The organism is Hylemonella sp. GW821-FHT10B10 (genome assembly GCF_059415585.1).
This window is the reverse complement of the sequence record NZ_JBWKNN010000002.1, coordinates 156,464-172,752: the sequence shown is the minus strand read 5'-3', so window position 1 is coordinate 172,752 and position 16,289 is coordinate 156,464. Positions and strand designations below refer to the sequence as shown.

The following is a 16,289-nucleotide window of genomic DNA, read 5'->3' as shown; positions in this document are numbered from 1 at the left end:
CGCCATGGAAAACACAGCTGAACTCCCGTCTTCCGGGTCGCCGCGCCGTTGTGGCCTCGTGGCCATCGTCGGCAAGCCCAATGTCGGCAAATCTACGCTGCTCAATGCCTTGGTCGGGCAGAAGATCAGCATCACCTCGCGCAAGGCGCAGACCACGCGTCATCGCATCACCGGCATGCGGACCCAGGGCGCGACCCAGTTCGTGTTTGTGGATACGCCGGGCTTCCAGACAGTGCACGGAAATGCGCTCAACAAATCGCTGAACAAGGCGGTAGTGGGCGCAGTGTCCGATGTGGACCTGATCTTGCTGGTCGTGGAGGCCGGCAGCTTCACCCCTGCGGATGCGCGCGTGCTGTCTCTCATAGGGCAAGGTATCCCCACGCTGCTCGTGGCCAACAAGCTTGACAACGTGCATCGTCGCGGTGACATCGCCCCCTGGTTGCAGGAGATGCAGGCCAAACATACCTTCGCCGAGTTCGTGCCCATGTCGGCCAAGAACCCCAAGGACATCGAGCGCCTGCTGGGTATTTGCGAAAAATATCTTCCCGAGCAGGACTGGTGGTACGCCGAAGACGAGCTGACTGATCGCAGTGAAAAATTCCTCGCTAGCGAGCTGGTGCGCGAAAAACTGTTTCGCCTCACGGGCGACGAACTGCCCTACACCTCTACCGTGGTCATCGACAAGTTTGAAGAAGAACCGCCGCAGAAGAAAGGGCAGAAGCGCCTGCTGCGCATTGCTGCCACCATCGTGGTGGAGCGCGACGGCCACAAGGCCATGGTCATTGGTGACAAGGGCGAGCGCATCAAGCGCATCGGCATGGAAACCCGGGTGGAGTTGGAGAAGCTGGCCGACGCCAAGGTTTTCCTGGAGCTATGGGTCAAGGTTCGCTCCGGCTGGGCGGATGACGAGGCTCGCGTTCGCAGTTTCGGCTACGAGTGAGTGGTCGCCAGGCCGGCTAGCGCAATGGCGACGAAACGCATTTCCGAAGAGCCAGCCTATGTGCTGCACCGCTACGACTGGAGCGAGACCAGCCTGATCCTGGAAGTGTTCACGCGCCACCACGGCCGTATTGCCCTGGTGGCCAAGGGTGCCAAGCGTCCGAGTTCCAGTTTCCGTCCCATATTGCTACCGCTGCAGCCGCTGCAACTGAGTTACGGCGGCGAGGCCGAGATACGCACGCTCAAGGGCGCGGAATGGATGGGGGGGCATGTCATGCCCACAGGTGAATCCCTGCTGTCGGGGTACTACCTCAACGAGCTGCTGCTGCAACTGCTGGCGCGCGACGATCCCCACCCAGCCCTCTTCGATGTCTATGCCAATGTGGTGCGCGTGCTGGCCTCCGAACATGATGAAATCCTGCAGGCGGCCCTGCGGACCTTTGAGCTGCTGCTGCTCAGAGAAATCGGCCTCCTGCCGCGGCTGGATGTCCAGACTTTGACGCTGGCGCCCTTGCAGCCCGATGTCCAGTACGTGCTGGTGCCTGAAGGCGGTCTGCGTACGCGCAGCGGATCGGACCGTGCAGGCCTGAGCGGCGTGCAATGGCTGGCCTTGCAGGGGGTGCTGGAATCCGGAGCGCCCTTTACGGATACCTTGCGTGCCTGCGCGGCGGCCATGAACGAGCTGAAGCCACAGCTGCGCACATTGCTCCACTACCATTGCGGGGTGTCCACGTTGCGAACCCGTCAGATGATGGTGGACATCCAGTCCCTATGAAAATGAAAACCGCACTTTCAGTCAATGTCAACAAGGTGGCCCTGGTGCGTAATACACGGCACCTGGGTATCCCCAGTGTCACGCGGGCTGCCGCCCTGTGCCTGCAGGCAGGCGCGCATGGCATCACCGTGCACCCGCGACCCGACGAGCGGCACATCCGGGCCCAGGATGTCTTCGATCTGGCTGTCCTCATGAAGGACTGGCCAGACCGCGAGCTCAATATCGAAGGCAATCCCTTCCACAACCTGATGGACTTCATCCGGCGGGTGCGGCCGCAGCAGGCCACCTTCGTGCCCGATGCTGAAGGCCAGTTTACCAGCGACCACGGCTGGAGTTTCCCCCAGGATGCCCAGCGACTAAAGCCCTTGATTGCCGAATGCCATGCCCTGGGCGTGCGCGTCAGCCTGTTCATGGATCCCGTGCCTGAACAGATGGCGCCAGCCCGGGCGGCGGGCGCGGATCGTGTCGAACTCTATACCGAACCCTATGCCGCTGCCTGGGGGCAGGCCGGTCAGGCCGCTCAGCTGCAGCGCTACGCCAAGGCAGCCCGGGCGGCTCTCGACGCCGGTCTGGGTGTGAATGCCGGCCATGACCTGAATCGCGATAACCTGAGCGCCTTCCTGCGCCAGGTGCCTGGCGTGGCCGAGGTCTCGATCGGTCACGCCCTCGTCGCCGAAGCGCTGGAGCTGGGCTACAGTGCCACGGTCCAGGACTACCTGCGCTGCATCGCCGAAGTTTCCAGATGATTTACGGCATTGGTACCGATATCTGTGACGTACGGCGCATCCGCCTCAGTGTCGAGCGTCACGGAGAGCGTTTTGCCCAACGTGTGCTCAGCGACGCAGAGTTCGCTGTCTGGAAGGCACGCAGTGTGCGCTGGCCCGAGCGAGGCTTGCGCTACCTGGCCACCCGTTTTTCGGCGAAGGAGGCTTTCTCCAAAGCCATAGGCCTGGGCATGCGCATGCCCATGACCTGGCGCTCCTGCGAGATAAGCAACCTGCCCAGCGGCAAACCCGTCATCGTGTTGCACGGGGAGCTCATGGCCTGGTTCGAGGCACGAGGCCTGAGTGCCCATGTGACCGTCACCGACGAGGCAGACTACGCAGCCAGTTTCGTGGTGGTCGAGAAAATGCCCGAGGCGCCGTCCCATCACTGAAGAGAAACGTATGAGCCAGCATGCCCCCCTGATCATCGATATCGCCGGTACGGCCTTGAGCGCCGACGACCGTCGTCGCCTGTCCCATCCCCTGGTGGGCGGTTTGATCCTGTTCAGCCGTAACTGGCTGGATCGCTTCCAGCTGGCCGCACTCTGTGCCGACATCAAGAGCCTGCGCGATGACCTGCTAATCTGTGTGGACCATGAAGGCGGTCGCGTACAACGCTTCAGGTCGGGCGGTTTTACCCATTTGCCACCCATGCGTGCACTGGGCGAACGCTGGATGACAGATCAGCTGGGTGCCACCAATGCCGCCACCGCCTGCGGCCAGGTGCTGGCCAGCGAGCTGCGGGCCTGTGGTGTGGATTTCAGTTTCACCCCAGTGCTCGATCTGGACCATGGCGGGAGTGGCGTGATCGGTGACCGCGCCTTCGGCCGTGACCCTCGCGTGGTGACCCTGCTGGCCAAAAGCCTGATGCATGGCTTGCGTCTGGCCGGCATGGCCAGCTGTGGCAAGCATTTCCCTGGGCACGGGTATGTCAAGGCCGATTCACACACCGAGATCCCGGTAGACAAGCGCAGTCTCAAGGCCATCCTGGCCGATGATGCTGCCCCTTACGGCTGGCTCACCACCTCACTGGACAGCGTGATGCCGGCGCATGTGATCTATCCCAGGGTGGATGAGCGACCTGCCGGTTTTTCGCAGAAATGGCTGGGTGACATCCTGCGCCACCAGTTGCAGTTTCAGGGCGCCGTATTCAGTGACGATCTCAGCATGGCGGGGGCACGCCTGATTGATGGCCGCCAAGTCAGCTACACCGAAGCCGCCGTGACGGCCTTGAATGCCGGGTGCGACATGGTGCTCTTGTGCAACCAGTCGCTGGATGGCGGCCTGGCGGTGGATGAGTTGATCACCGGCATGACCGAGGCACAGGTCAAGGGCAGGTGGCAACCGGACGAGGCGGGTGAATCCCGCCGCCAAGCCCTGCTGCCGCAGACGCCAGCACCTGCCTGGGACGAACTGATGGTCAGCCCTGCCTATATGCACGCATTGGATCTGCTTCCCTGAAGCCTGGGTCGAAGCGGTGGCGGGGTGTGTTGCGCTGCTTTCAGCCCGCCCCGGATGCGGCCAAATCCATCGGCCCCGCCATCTCCACTTGCGTCAGGTAGAGGCGCAGGTCGAACTCATATTGGTGGTAGTCCGGCTCCATGTGGGTACAGAGCTGGTAGAAGGCCTTGTCATGAGCCTTCTCCCTGAGGTGGGCCAGTTCGTGCACCACAATCATTTTCAGAAACTCGGGAGGAAGGTCCTTGAACAGGGTGGCGACGCGGATTTCCCGCTTGGCCTTGAGCTTGCTGCCCTGCACGCGTGACACGCTGGTGTGCGTGCCCAGGGCGTGCTGGATGACGTGCAGTTTGCTGTCGAAGCACACCTTGTTCAATGGTTCGGCGCTGCGCAGGAACTCGGTTTTGAGCGCCTGCACATAGTCGAACAGGGCCCGGTCGCTGCGGACGTCGTGGCGCGCAGGATAGCGGCCGCGCAGCAACTCGCCCAACTGGTTCTGAGCCAGCAGCTGTCGCACCTGGACCAGGATGGGCTCGGGGTAGCCCGTAAGGTATTTCACCCGGCCGCGCTCAGCCTTCGCGACGCAGCGCGGGGAAGAGGATCACGTCGCGAATGCTGGGGCTGTCGGTCAGCAGCATCATGAGACGGTCGATGCCGATGCCACAACCACCCGTAGGGGGCATGCCGTACTCTAGCGCCCGCACGAAGTCGTGGTCGAAGAACATGGCCTCGTCGTCACCGCTGTCCTTGGCGACCACCTGGCTCTGGAAGCGAGCAGCCTGCTCTTCAGCATCGTTCAGCTCGGAGAAGCCGTTGCCGAATTCGCGGCCAGTGATGTAGAGCTCGAAGCGTTCGGTCACGTCCGGACGGGTATCGCTGGCACGCGCCAGCGGCGAGATTTCCACCGGGTGTTCGCAGATGAAGGTGGGCTGCCAGAGCTTTTCTTCCACCACCTCCTCGAAGTACAGCACTTGCAGCGAAGAAAGCGAACGGGCCGATAGTTTGTGCTTCTCTTCGCTCATGCCGAGTTTGCGCAACGCCTTGACGAGCCAGTCGCTGTCGTCGACATAGGCACTGCCGGCTTCGCTGTGACGGATGATGGCCTCGCGGATGGTGAGGCGCTCGAAGGGCTGGGCCAGGTCCACCGGCTTGCCGCCATAGCTGAGCTGCAGGGTTCCGGTGGCCTGCTGGGCGGCGTGGCGCACCAGGCCCTCGGTGAAGGTCATGAGATCCTGATAGTCCCAGTAGGCTGCATAGAACTCCATCATCGTGAACTCGGGGTTATGGCGCACCGAGATACCTTCATTGCGGAAGTTGCGGTTGATCTCGAACACGCGCTCGAAGCCACCCACGATCAGGCGCTTGAGGTAGAGCTCGGGCGCGATGCGCAGGAACATCTCCTGGTCCAGCGCGTTGTGGTGCGTCACGAAGGGCTTGGCGTTGGCACCGCCGGGGATCGGGTGCAGCATGGGCGTCTCGACTTCGAGGAAGCCGTGGGTGACCATGAACTCGCGGATCGAGCTGACAGCCTTGCTGCGCGCCACGAAGCGCTTGCGCGCCTCCTCGTCGGTCATCAGGTCCACGTAGCGCTGGCGGTACTTCACTTCCTGGTCGGCCACGCCATGGAACTTGTCGGGCATGGGCCGCAGGCTCTTGGTCAGCAGACGTACGCTGCTGGCCTGGATGGAAAGCTCACCGGTCTTGGTCTTGAAGACCAGGCCTTCAGCGGCCACGATGTCGCCCAGGTCCCAGTGCTTGAAGGCCTCGTAAGCCTCCTCGCCGATCTCGTCGCGCTTCACGTAGATCTGGATGCGCCCGCTGCTGTCCTGCAGGGTGGCGAAACTGGCCTTGCCCATGACGCGCTTGAGCATCATGCGACCGGCCACGCTGGCGCGGCTGGCCTGTTCCAACAGACCCTCGGGCGTCTGGCCGGCATGGGCGGCAAAGAGGTCGGCGGCGTGGTTGGCTGGCTTGAAGTCGTTGGGGAAGGCTGGACCCTTGCCTTCGGCCTGCCGCTGGCGGATGGCCTTGAGCTTTTCGCGCCGCTCGGCGATCAGCTGGTTTTCGTCCTGGGCGGGGGCAACGGTGTTGTGTTCAGACATGAGAGAGCCGGGTTGGGGGTGGTCCTGAGAGAGGGCCAGAACCCGCTATTTTAATGACGCTATCATCCCTTCAGCTTTTTCCCTTCTGTCCGGGCCTGTCATGCTGTTCCAGATCTTTTCTCTCTTGCTCGAAGTCGTGGCTGGCGTGCTCGGCGGCGCCTGTCTCTTGCGTCTGTATATGCAGCATCAGCGCATCCCCATGTCGGCGCGGTCTGGCAACCCCCTGGGTCGTTTTGTCTTTGCCCTGACCGACTGGCTGGTGCTGCCGCTGCGGCGTTTTGTGCCAGCCGCCGGCCGCTGGGACCTGGCCAGCCTGGTGGCCGCCTGGCTGGTTGAACTGGCCATGTTCTCGCTGATCTGGGTGTTCACCAGCTTTGTGGCCAGTTATGTCTCGGTGCTGATCCTGGCCGCCTTTGGCGTGGTGCGTCTCGTGATCTCAGGCCTGACCGGTCTGGTGATCGTCTACGCTGTGCTGTCCTGGGTGCAGTCGCATACCGTCTTGTCCGACATCATCGAGCGCCTCGTGGCGCCCTTCCTGGCGCCAATCCGCCGTTTCGTGCCACTGGTGGGTGGGGTGGATCTGTCGCCTCTTGTGCTGCTGGTGCTGCTGCAGGTTGCGGCCATCGTGCTGAATCACCTGCAGGGGCTGGCGCTGCTGTAAAGAAAAAGCCGGCGCGAGGCCGGCTTCTGCTGGAACGGGTGCGCTTCAGATCACGGCATCGGCCGGCTGGCGCTGCAGCATGGCCAGGGTGTTGGCCACGGTCTTGCGCAACTCTCGCCGGTCGCAGATAAGGTCTACGGCCCCCTTTTCCTGCAGGAACTCTGCGCGCTGGAAGCCCTCGGGCAACTTTACGCGTACGGTGGACTCGATCACACGCGGGCCGGCAAAGCCGATCAGTGCCTTGGGCTCGGCGATCACCACGTCCCCCAGGAAGGCGAACCCAGCGCTCACACCACCCATGGTCGGGTCGGTCAGCACACTGATGTAGGGCAGCTTCTTCTTGGCCAGGCGCGTCAGTGCGGCATTGGTCTTGGCCATCTGCATCAGGGAGAGCAGGCCTTCCTGCATGCGCGCACCGCCGGTGGCGGTGAAGCAGAGGAAGGGCACCTTTTGTTCAATGGCGGTCTCGACGCCGCGCACAAAGCGCTCGCCGACGACCGAACCCATGGAGCCGCCCATGAAGCCGAATTCGAAGCAGGCCGCTACCAGGCTGATGCCATGCACGGCGCCGCCCATGACGACCAGCGCATCGGTCTCGCCCGTGGCTTCCAGGGCCTCTTTCAGGCGTTCCGGGTACTTTCGGCTGTCCTTGAACTTCAGGGCATCGACCGGCAGCACTTCCTGGCCGATTTCAAAGCGCCCTTCGTTGTCCAGGAAGAGGTTGAGGCGCGTGCGCGCATCGATGCGGTGGTGGTGGCTGCAGGTCGGGCAGACGTTCTGGTTCTGTTCCAGATCGGTCTTGTAGAGCACGGACTCGCAGCTCGGGCATTTGATCCACAGGCCTTCAGGCACGCTACGGCGATCCGCCGGGTCGGTGTGCTGGATGGTCGGGGGCAGAAGTTTTTCGAGCCAACTCATGGATGCTTCCTTTAATTGGGGTCAGATTCCAACGACGGTCAGGCGCAAGACCGGCATTATGTATCCAAAGCCAGTCGGATCTCCCGCAGGAAGTCCGAGGCCACGGTAACGACTTGTGCCCGGGGCAGGGGGTCGATCAGCTGGATGATGCGGCTGCCGATTACTACGGCGTCGGCCACCCGGCCCACGGCCTTGGCGCTGGCCGCATCCCGTATGCCGAAACCGACGCCCACAGGTACTTTCACGTGCTGGCGGATGCGCGGCAACATGGCTTCCACGGCAGCTGTGTCCAGCGTACCGGCACCGGTTACGCCCTTGAGCGAGACGTAATAGACGTAGCCGCTGGCCACACGGGCCACCTGGGCCATGCGTTCGTCCGTGCTGGTCGGTGCCAGCAGGAAGATCAGGTCCAGGCCGTGTGTTTTCAGCGCGGCGGCGAAGCTTTCGCACTCTTCAGGCGGATAGTCCACCACCAGCACGCCGTCCACACCGGCCGCGGCAGCGTCCCGGGCGAAGGCGTTGGGGCCGCTGCTCTGGTGCAGCTGGTCGTAGCGTTCGATGGGATTGGCGTAGCCCATCAGGACCACGGGCGTCGTGTTGTTCTTCCGCCGGAAGACACGCACCATCTCCAGCACCTGGCGCAGGCCGATGCCGGCCGCCAGGGCCTTGTCGCCAGCTGCCTGGATCACCGGGCCGTCGGCGCTGGGGTCGGAGAAGGGCACGCCCAGTTCGATCACGTCGGCGCCTGCCCCCACCATGCCGTGCATGAGCTCGGGTGTGATGTCGGGGTAGGGGTAGCCTGCCGTGATAAAGGGGATCAGGGCCTTGCGCTTGCTGGTTTGTAGCGCGGCGAAAGTGGAGGCGATGCGGCTCATTTCTTCAGCTCAATCTTCTGTTCGGTACCGCCCTTGACGGCCTGTCCCTTGCAACTCGGGCGGCAGTAGAAGTCAGCCTGGCTCAGGTCGGCCACGGTGCCGATGTCCTTGTCGCCCCGGCCCGAGAGGTTCACCAGGATGGACTGGTCGGGTCGCATCGCCTTCGCCAGCTTCATGGCATAGGCCACGGCGTGGCTGGATTCCAGGGCGGGGATGATGCCTTCGGTGCGGCACAGGTAGTGGAAGGCTTCGAGCGCCTCCTTGTCCGTGATGCCTACGTACTCGGCGCGTCCGATGTCCTTGAGGTACGCGTGCTCGGGGCCGACACCGGGGTAGTCCAGGCCGGCGCTGATGCTGTGGGTCTCCGTCACCTGGCCATCCTCGTTTTGCAGCACGTAGGTGCGGTTGCCGTGCAGCACGCCTGGGCTGCCGCGTTGCAGCGAGGCCGAGTGCTTGCCGGAGTCCATGCCTTCGCCGGCGGCTTCGACGCCGATCAGTCGGGTTTTCTCATGCTGGATGTAGGGGTAGAAGATGCCCATGGCATTCGAGCCACCGCCCACGCAGGCCACCACGGCGTCGGGCTGAGCGCTCGTGCAGCCGGTGCGCTGAAGCATGTCGGGCATCTGCACCAGGCATTCTTCGCCGATCACGCTCTGGAAGTCACGCACCATCATCGGGTAAGGGTGCGGACCGGCCACGGTGCCGATGATGTAGAAGGTGTTGTCCACATTGGCGACCCAGTCGCGCATGGCTTCGTTGAGCGCGTCCTTGAGGGTTTTGCTGCCTGATTCGACAGGTACCACGGTCGCGCCCAGCAGTTTCATGCGGTAGACGTTGGGGCTCTGGCGCTTGACGTCCTCGGAACCCATGTAGACCACGCATTCCAGGCCGTAGCGCGCGCAGATGGTGGCCGTGGCCACACCGTGTTGGCCGGCGCCGGTCTCCGCAATGATGCGTGTCTTGCCCATGCGCTTGGCCAGCATGGCCTGACCGATGGTGTTGTTGATCTTGTGCGCGCCGGTGTGGTTGAGGTCCTCGCGCTTGAGGAAGATCTGCGCGCCACCCTGTTCGCGACTCATGCGCGCAGCATGGTAGACCGGTGAGGGGCGGCCGACGAAGTGGGCCAGCTCGTATTTGAACTCGGCGATGAAGGCCGGATCGTGCTGGTACCTGGCGTAGGCCGCGCGCAGCTCGTTGATGGCGTGCGTCAGCGTCTCGCTGACGAAGCTGCCGCCGTAAATGCCGAAATGGCCCGAGGGGTCGGGCTGCTGGTAGTCAAACATGTTTAGCCTGCGAGTTGTGCGTCAGCCGCGCGTACGGCAGCGACGAACTGGTGGATCTTGATGGCGTCCTTAAGGCCCTTGGAGGCTTCGACGCCGGAACTCACATCGACGGCCAGCGATTTACAGCGCGGCCGCAACTGCTTGATGCCATCGGCTACGTTTGCAGGCGTGAGCCCACCACTTAAGACGAGGTGAGAGTCGACGCTTGGAGGAAGAAGTGACCAATCGAATGCCTTGCCGCCGCCCCCGAAGCCCTCGACATGGGCGTCGAGCAGGATGGCCTGGGCGGCCGAGTAATCCAGAGCGTATTTTACGAGGTCAAAGCGCCGCCCGGCTTCTCCCATGGGAATACGGGCGGCGCGCAGAAAAGATCGGGTACCGGCCGCGGCCAGGCACTCCTCGGGAGTCTCGTCACCATGGAATTGCAGGGTGGCGTTGGGAAGCCGCTCGCAGGCCCTGCGGACGGCCTCCGGGCCGGCATTGACCACCAGCAGCACCGGCGTCACGAAGGGGGGCAGGCGGCGCGCCATTTCGGCGGCGCGCTGGGCCGTCACGTGGCGGGGGCTCTTTTCGTAAAGCACAAAACCCACGGCATCGGCGCCCGCCGCCACGGCCGCCTCCACGTCCTGTTCGCGCGTCAGGCCGCAGATCTTGATCCGGGTGCGGGTTGAGGTGCTCATGGCAGCCAATCATACGCAGGCGTTCGATCCGGCAGGCCCCAGCGGGCCTCGTAGCGCGGTCCGAGGAAATACAGGCCGTCGGGCGCGAAGGTGGGGGCGGCTGCATCGCGGCTGCGCGCAGCCAGGACCTCGGCCATCCAGTCCGGGGGCTGCTTGCCCTGACCAATGACGATGAGGCAGCCCATGAGGTTGCGGATCATGTGGTGCAGGAAGGCATTGGCCTCGAACTCGAAGCGCCAATAGGCACCACGCCGGCTGATCTCCACGCGCATGAGGTTCTTGATGGGTGAGAGGGCCTGGCAGGCCGACGCGCGAAAGGAAGTGAAGTCGTGCTCGCCCAACAGGTGCCGGGCCGCCTCTTGCATGCGCGCCAGGTCCAGAGGCTGGAAGACCCAGCCGACGCGGTGGGCGTCGACACTGGGGCGCACAGGGGATTCGAGCAGCAGGTAGGCATAGCGGCGCGAGCTGGCGCTGGCGCGGCAGTGGAATTCCTGCGGGACGATTTGTGCCCATTGCACGGCGATATCGCGTGGCAGGAAGCTGTTGCTGCCGCGGACCCAGGCATAGGGTGTGCGCTCGGCCGTGGTGTCGAAATGCACCACCTGCATGAGGCCGTGCACGCCGGCGTCGGTGCGGCCGGCACAGAGGGTGGAGATGCGTTGGTCGGCGAACTGGCCCAGCGCCTTTTCAAGCTGGTCCTGGACCGTGCGGCCCGAGGGCTGACTCTGCCAGCCGTCGTAAGAGTGGCCGTCGTAACTGACGCCAAGGGCGACCCTCACGACAGGTCCTGCATGGCCGGGTCCGGCCGGATCAGCCGAGTTGAGCCAAGGCCTTCTGGGCGCGGGCCTTCATGTCGCCAGAGGCTTCGGCAATGATTTCTTCGATCAGTGCGCGGGCACCATCGGTGTCGCCGATGGCCTTGAACTCGTCGGCCAGTGCCAGCTTGGTGCCCAGCGGGTCGTCCGAGTCGGTGCCGGGTTCCACGGAAGGCGTGCCGAGGTCGAGCGAGAGCCCGCCCATGTCGAAATTCATCAGGTTGTTCCCGGCCGGGGCCGATGCTGCCGGGCTGCTGATCTGGGGCAGAGGCGGTGCTTCGAAAGCCAAGCTGTTGTCCGGGGCCGACGCGATCGGTGCGGGGACGGTGGAGGCCGACGGCGAGGATGCGCGTGATTCGGCCTCGTCAAGCGAGAAGTCGAGGTCCAGATCCAGGTCCATGCCGCCACCAGCCGCGGCCGGGGCGGCGGCTGGCGCCGCCTGTCGCACCGGCTGCGTGGCTGCATAGCTGCTGCTGGGGGTGGCCTGCAGGGGGGCCGGCGCGGAGGCCGGCGGTTCGCCGCCCTGGTACATGCTGTTGTTCGGATCGATACCACGACCGAGTTCGCAGATCTGATCCCATTCAGGACCGTTTCCACCGGTCACCTTGTAGGCTTCCTTGGCGATCACGCCAAAGTTCTTCACATCACGCCGTTTGGCGTAGATTTCCAGGAGCTTCTGGTGGATGGCGACGCGGCTCGGGTGGTTGCGCAGCGCTTCCTTGAGGATTTCCTCGGCCTGCAGGTCACGGCCATAAGCGAGATAGACATCGGCTTCAGCGACGGGGTCGACATCGTCGCCAGCATCAAGCTGGCTGGGCGAGTAGACCATGGACGAGGAACTGCTGCTGGCACCATTGTCATTGGTGTCAACTCGTTGTCCGCCGCTTGCTCCGAAAAAAGAGTCTGGCTGGAGACGGCTCTCCAAGTAGGCGCTGTCGACTTGTCCCGAATTCTTGCGCTGACGGCTGCGGTAGAAGGCCAGTCCGGCCAGCAGGGCCACCAGACCGCCGGCGGCAGCCGGAATCAGCGGGTTGTCCATCAGTTCGTCGAGCAGTGAGGGCTCTTCGACGGCAGGCGTTGGCGCAGGTGCCGAGGCCGCGGGACGCGGTGCCGGTGCAGCAGCCTTGGGAGCCGATGCGGCGGCGACCGGTGCTGGGGCCGGCGGTGTCGCGGGTGCGGCGGCGACCTGGGGGGCCGGAGCAGGCGTTGCTGCTGGTGCCGAAGCAACCGGAGCCGGTGCCGGTACCGCCGGTGCAGCAGGCTTGGCGGCCGGCGCAGCAGGTGCCGGAGCCGGCGCGGCGGCCTTGCTGAGTTTTTCCAGCTCGGCCACGTTCTTGGATAGCTCTTCGGTCCGGGCCGCTGCATCCTTGGCACTGCGTTCCTTGGCCAGCTTGTCTTCCGGGGCTTTGGCCTGGACGGCGCCCTTGGACAGGGTCAGCTTGTCGGGGGCCACGGTGGCCGGCTTCTTTTCCTCGACCTGGGGTTGCACGGCGCCCGCGGTCTTGCGGTCGGCGCCTGCCTCCGGGCTGGCCGGAGCACTGCTGGCAAGTCGCCGCCGGAATTCGTTGAAGTCCTTGCTCTGGGCCTGCAGGATCTGGCGGGCCTCATCGGCCGGCGTAACTTGCGCCTCTTCCGTGCCAGGCATGTCCAGCACAGCGCCCTTGCGCAGCCGGTTGACGTTGCCACCGATGAAAGCCTCCGGGTTGCCGCGCAACATGGCGACCAGCATCTGGTCCAGGGACACCTCGGCAGATTTTTGGGCCAGTGCCAGCTTGCCGGCGGTATCACCGGCCTTGACCGTCACGGACTGCCTGCCTGCCACGGCAGGCGGCGTTGGCATCGCGTTCTTCGCGGGCTCGGTGGCAGCCATGGGGGGCGGGCTGGGTTCGGCAGCCGCGGGGGCGCTGGCTGTTTCAGCGGCAGGTTTGGCCGCCTCTTCAGCAACGGGTGGCACCGGTGCCGGCTCGGCCGCTGGTGCTACCGGTGCGGGGGCCGGCGCCGCAGCCTCGACGGGTGCGGGGGGCGGTGCAATACGGATCGGCACCGAGCTGACTTGCGGTGCCTGCGGAGCTGCAGATTGGGCAGCGCTGAGAACCGGCGGATCAAAGAGCATCGTGTAGTCGCGCACGATGCGACCTGAAGACCAGTTGGCCTCGAGGATCAGGTCCACATAGGGTTCATTGACGGCCCGTACATTGCTCAGGCGCAGGTACTGCTGCCCGTTGCCGCGCTTCTGCAGGGAGATCTGCAGACCGTTGAGAGCCGAGCTGTATTCCATGCCGCTGGCACGGAAGGTGTCTGGCAGGGCCACACGGGGCCTGAGCGAAGAGGCTTCGTCTTCGCTGATTTCCAGGATCTCGATCTCGGCGCGCAGCGGTTCACCCAGCGCTGACTGGACCATGATGCGTCCCAGCGATAGCGCAGCAGCTTGTGACCCCCACAAACCGAGAACCGAGGCAGAGGCCAGGGCCAAGGCGGTTCTTTGCCAGCGTGTTTTGGAAATCAATTTAGGGGCCTCCGATGATCGGGCGACAAATAGCAAAATTGGTCATGCCCGGCAGCCTGCCTTTCATGACCCTTGAATCTGGAAAAGTACCTTAACATCAATACTTTAGCCTGACAAGCTGAGAAAGCGCTTAACCTTCTTGGCCTAAGCCGGTCAGCCTTCCTCGGGCCTCATTTGTTGTTCAATGGCAACGAGTGCGAGGCCCGAAGGATGTCAGGCCTGCAACAGGATGCGCAGCATGCGGCGCAGGGGTTCTGCAGCGCCCCAAAGCAGCTGATCGCCCACGGTGAAGGCGCCCAGGTAGTCATTGCCCATGGCCAGCTTGTGCAGACGGCCCACCGGCACGGTCAGCGTGCCGGTCACGGCAGCCGGGGTCAGTTCGCGCTCGGTGATCTCACGTTGGTTGGGGACCACTTTCACCCAGTCGTTGGCACCGGCCAGCAAACCTTCAATCTCCGCCAGGGGCACATCCTTCTTGAGCTTCACGGTCAGGCCCTGCGAATGGCAGCGCATGGCGCCGATGCGCACGCACAGGCCGTCGATCGGGATGCTGCCAGCGCTGCGGAAGGCCGGGTTGCCCAGGATCTTGTTGCACTCGGCGCCGCCCTTCCACTCTTCCTTGCTCTGGCCATGCTCGACCGGCACGTCGATCCAGGGGATCAGGCTGCCGGCCAGGGCCGTGTTGCGGAAGTTCTTGGTGGGGAAGCTGGCGCCGCGCATGGTGGCGGCCACCTTGCGGTCGATGTCCAGGATGGCCGAAGCCGGGTCGGCCAGCTCGGCCTTGACGGCATCGTGCAGAGCACCCATCTGGCTCAGCAGCTCGCGCATGTTCTGCGCACCGGCGCCCGAGGCGGCCTGGTAGGTCATGGCGCTGACCCACTCGACCAGGCCGGCCTTGAAGAGGCCGCCCATGCCCATGAGCATCAGGCTCACGGTGCAGTTGCCACCGATCCAGTTGCGGCCACCCTTGGTCAGCGACTGGTCGATCACATGGCGGTTGACCGGGTCCAGGATGATGACGGCATCGTCGGCCATGCGCAGGGCCGAGGCCGCGTCGATCCAGTGGCCCTTCCAGCCGGCGGCGCGCAGCTTCGGGTACACCTCTTTCGTGTAATCACCGCCCTGGCAGGTCAGGACGATGTCGCACTTCTTGAGGTCCTCGATGCTGTTGGCGTCCTTGAGTGTGGTCTCGTTCTTGGCCTGGACCGGGGCTTTGCCGCCGGCGTTGGAGGTGGAGAAGAACACGGGCTCGATCAGGCCGAAGTCCCCTTCGGCCTGCATCCGGTCCATGAGGACCGAACCCACCATGCCTCGCCAGCCGACGAGACCCACCACATTGCCTACTTTGCTCATCACATGCCCTTTCAAGTCAAATCCTGTTTGCCCGGCTCGTCGGCCGGGTGGGCGTGACGAACCGAGAGCTGTCTAGCCCTTGGTTTTCGTAATGGCGGCGACCACCGCGTCGCCCATCTCGCGGGTGCCGACCTTGCGTGTGCCTTCCGACCAGATGTCTGCCGTGCGCAGTCCGGACGCGAGCACGCTCTTGACGGCCGACTCGATACGGTCGGCAGCCTGGGTCTGGTTGAGCGAGAAGCGGAGCATCATGGCAGCAGACAGTATTGTAGCCAGCGGATTGGCGATGCCTTTGCCGGCGATGTCCGGGGCGCTGCCGTGGCTGGGCTCGTACAGGCCCTGGTTCCTGCTGTTCAGGCTGGCCGAGGGCAGCATGCCGATGGAGCCGGTCAGCATGGCGGCCTCGTCGGAGAGAATGTCGCCGAACATATTGCCCGTGACGATCACATCAAAGCTCTTGGGTGCCTTGACCAGCTGCATGGCGGCGTTGTCCACGTACATGTGCTCCAGCTTCACGTCCGGGTACTGGGCATGCACCTCGGTGACCACGTCCTTCCAGAACTGGAAGGTCTCGAGCACATTGGCCTTGTCCACACTGGTGACCTTCTTGTTGCGCTTGCGCGCCGCCTGGAAGGCGGTGTGGGCAATGCGCTCGATTTCAGGTTTGCTGTAGCGCATGGTGTCGAAGGCTTCTTCCGCACCGGGGAAGTGGCCATCGACTGCGGTGCGGCGGCCGCGCGGCTGGCCGAAGTAGATGTCGCCCGTGAGTTCGCGCACGATCAGGATGTCCAGGCCGGCAATCAGCTCGGGTTTGAGACTGGAGGCGCCGACGAGTTCTTCGTAACAGATGGCCGGGCGGAAGTTGGCGTACAGGCCCAGGTGCTTGCGCAGGCCCAGGATGGCCTGCTCGGGGCGCAGGGCGCGCTCGAGTTTGTCGTATTTCCAGTCGCCGACGGCACCGAAAAGGATGGCGTCGGACGCCTTGGCGAGGTTCAGCGTGGCATCGGGCAGGGGATGGCCCGCAGCCTCGTAGGCCGCGCCACCGACGGGGGCGGTTTCCATCTCGAACTTGAGGTCCAGGACCTTGAGGACCTTGACGGCCTCGGCCACGATTTCGGTACCGATGCCGTCACCCGGCAGAACTGCGATTTTCATGATAT

General features: G+C 64.1%; 16 protein-coding genes. 6 read left to right on the top strand and 10 right to left on the bottom strand.

The annotated features are described in order from the left end of the window. Positions 1-4 precede the first annotated feature (4 nt). From era to nagZ, 5 genes are read left to right on the top strand one after another with little or no spacing between them, the layout of a single operon-like run. Positions 5-940, top strand: coding sequence for a GTPase Era (era, locus tag AC07NT_RS11005; RefSeq protein WP_498598983.1), 936 nt, complete (start codon positions 5-7; stop codon positions 938-940). 24 nt (positions 941-964) lie between these two features. After that, a complete protein-coding gene (gene recO, locus AC07NT_RS11000) occupies positions 965-1,714 on the top strand; it encodes a DNA repair protein RecO (protein WP_498598984.1) in 750 nt (249 codons plus the stop codon). Then, positions 1,711-2,460 carry a pyridoxine 5'-phosphate synthase gene (locus tag AC07NT_RS10995; RefSeq protein WP_498598985.1) on the top strand — a complete coding sequence of 250 codons (750 nt, stop codon included), beginning with the start codon at positions 1,711-1,713 and terminating at the stop codon, positions 2,458-2,460. Before recO ends, AC07NT_RS10995 begins: the two co-directional genes overlap by 4 nt. Further along, positions 2,457-2,870, top strand: coding sequence for a holo-ACP synthase (gene acpS, locus AC07NT_RS10990; RefSeq protein ID WP_498598986.1), 414 nt, complete (start codon positions 2,457-2,459; stop codon positions 2,868-2,870). The genes AC07NT_RS10995 and acpS overlap by 4 nt, the downstream gene beginning before the upstream one ends. Positions 2,871-2,880: 10 nt before the next feature. Next, positions 2,881-3,939: a beta-N-acetylhexosaminidase gene (gene nagZ, locus AC07NT_RS10985; RefSeq protein ID WP_498598987.1), complete on the top strand. Its 1,059-nt coding sequence runs from the start codon at positions 2,881-2,883 to the stop codon at positions 3,937-3,939. Between the two features lie 40 nt (positions 3,940-3,979). On the opposite strand, the gene AC07NT_RS10980 is transcribed toward nagZ, so the two are convergent. Next, the gene (locus AC07NT_RS10980) at positions 3,980-4,495 is read right to left on the bottom strand and encodes a M48 metallopeptidase family protein (protein WP_498598988.1); all 516 of its coding nucleotides are present in this window, start codon (positions 4,493-4,495) and stop codon (positions 3,980-3,982) included. A 10-nt stretch (positions 4,496-4,505) separates the two neighbouring features. Beyond that, positions 4,506-6,038: a lysine--tRNA ligase gene (gene lysS / locus AC07NT_RS10975; RefSeq protein WP_498598989.1), complete on the bottom strand. Its 1,533-nt coding sequence runs from the start codon at positions 6,036-6,038 to the stop codon at positions 4,506-4,508. Between the two features lie 100 nt (positions 6,039-6,138). On the opposite strand from lysS, the gene AC07NT_RS10970 reads away from it, so the two are divergent. Further along, positions 6,139-6,699, top strand: a complete 561-nt coding sequence (locus tag AC07NT_RS10970) for a YggT family protein (RefSeq protein ID WP_498598990.1) — start codon at positions 6,139-6,141, stop codon at positions 6,697-6,699. 45 nt (positions 6,700-6,744) lie between these two features. Here the strand turns inward: AC07NT_RS10970 and accD are convergent, their stop codons facing one another. The 8 genes from accD to leuB all read right to left on the bottom strand — a co-directional run bounded on the left by accD (position 6,745) and on the right by leuB (position 16,284). Then, a complete protein-coding gene (gene accD / locus AC07NT_RS10965) occupies positions 6,745-7,617 on the bottom strand; it encodes an acetyl-CoA carboxylase, carboxyltransferase subunit beta (protein WP_498598991.1) in 873 nt (290 codons plus the stop codon). A gap of 56 nt (positions 7,618-7,673) precedes the next feature. Further along, the gene (gene trpA / locus AC07NT_RS10960) at positions 7,674-8,492 is read right to left on the bottom strand and encodes a tryptophan synthase subunit alpha (protein ID WP_498598992.1); all 819 of its coding nucleotides are present in this window, start codon (positions 8,490-8,492) and stop codon (positions 7,674-7,676) included. After that, positions 8,489-9,775 (bottom strand): tryptophan synthase subunit beta, encoded by a 1,287-nt coding sequence (gene trpB, locus AC07NT_RS10955; RefSeq protein WP_498598993.1) that lies wholly within the window; start codon positions 9,773-9,775, stop codon positions 8,489-8,491. The genes trpA and trpB overlap by 4 nt, the downstream gene beginning before the upstream one ends. A 2-nt stretch (positions 9,776-9,777) precedes the next feature. After that, positions 9,778-10,455 carry a phosphoribosylanthranilate isomerase gene (locus AC07NT_RS10950; protein WP_498598994.1) on the bottom strand — a complete coding sequence of 226 codons (678 nt, stop codon included), beginning with the start codon at positions 10,453-10,455 and terminating at the stop codon, positions 9,778-9,780. Next, complete coding sequence (truA, locus tag AC07NT_RS10945; RefSeq protein WP_498598995.1) at positions 10,452-11,234, bottom strand: tRNA pseudouridine(38-40) synthase TruA; 783 nt, start codon at positions 11,232-11,234, stop codon at positions 10,452-10,454. The genes AC07NT_RS10950 and truA overlap by 4 nt, the downstream gene beginning before the upstream one ends. Before the next feature lie 31 nt (positions 11,235-11,265). Next, positions 11,266-13,743, bottom strand: a complete 2,478-nt coding sequence (locus AC07NT_RS10940) for a motility hub landmark protein FimV (protein ID WP_498612061.1) — start codon at positions 13,741-13,743, stop codon at positions 11,266-11,268. Positions 13,744-13,989: 246 nt separating this feature from the next. Further along, positions 13,990-15,129: an aspartate-semialdehyde dehydrogenase gene (asd, locus tag AC07NT_RS10935; RefSeq protein ID WP_498598997.1), complete on the bottom strand. Its 1,140-nt coding sequence runs from the start codon at positions 15,127-15,129 to the stop codon at positions 13,990-13,992. A gap of 72 nt (positions 15,130-15,201) precedes the next feature. Then, positions 15,202-16,284: a 3-isopropylmalate dehydrogenase gene (gene leuB, locus AC07NT_RS10930; protein WP_498598998.1), complete on the bottom strand. Its 1,083-nt coding sequence runs from the start codon at positions 16,282-16,284 to the stop codon at positions 15,202-15,204. Positions 16,285-16,289 lie beyond the last annotated feature (5 nt).

Coding starts and splice junctions, on each gene's coding strand:
- leuB (WP_498598998.1), bottom strand. CDS start 16,284: ATGAAAATCGCAGTTCTGCCGGGTGACGGCATCGGTACCGAAATCGTG.
- accD (WP_498598991.1), bottom strand. CDS start 7,617: ATGAGTTGGCTCGAAAAACTTCTGCCCCCGACCATCCAGCACACCGAC.
- asd (WP_498598997.1), bottom strand. CDS start 15,129: ATGAGCAAAGTAGGCAATGTGGTGGGTCTCGTCGGCTGGCGAGGCATG.
- AC07NT_RS10970 (WP_498598990.1), top strand. CDS start 6,139: ATGCTGTTCCAGATCTTTTCTCTCTTGCTCGAAGTCGTGGCTGGCGTG.
- trpA (WP_498598992.1), bottom strand. CDS start 8,492: ATGAGCCGCATCGCCTCCACTTTCGCCGCGCTACAAACCAGCAAGCGC.
- era (WP_498598983.1), top strand. CDS start 5: ATGGAAAACACAGCTGAACTCCCGTCTTCCGGGTCGCCGCGCCGTTGT.
- recO (WP_498598984.1), top strand. CDS start 965: ATGGCGACGAAACGCATTTCCGAAGAGCCAGCCTATGTGCTGCACCGC.
- lysS (WP_498598989.1), bottom strand. CDS start 6,038: ATGTCTGAACACAACACCGTTGCCCCCGCCCAGGACGAAAACCAGCTG.
- trpB (WP_498598993.1), bottom strand. CDS start 9,775: ATGTTTGACTACCAGCAGCCCGACCCCTCGGGCCATTTCGGCATTTAC.
- acpS (WP_498598986.1), top strand. CDS start 2,457: ATGATTTACGGCATTGGTACCGATATCTGTGACGTACGGCGCATCCGC.
- AC07NT_RS10950 (WP_498598994.1), bottom strand. CDS start 10,455: ATGAGCACCTCAACCCGCACCCGGATCAAGATCTGCGGCCTGACGCGC.
- nagZ (WP_498598987.1), top strand. CDS start 2,881: ATGAGCCAGCATGCCCCCCTGATCATCGATATCGCCGGTACGGCCTTG.
- AC07NT_RS10995 (WP_498598985.1), top strand. CDS start 1,711: ATGAAAATGAAAACCGCACTTTCAGTCAATGTCAACAAGGTGGCCCTG.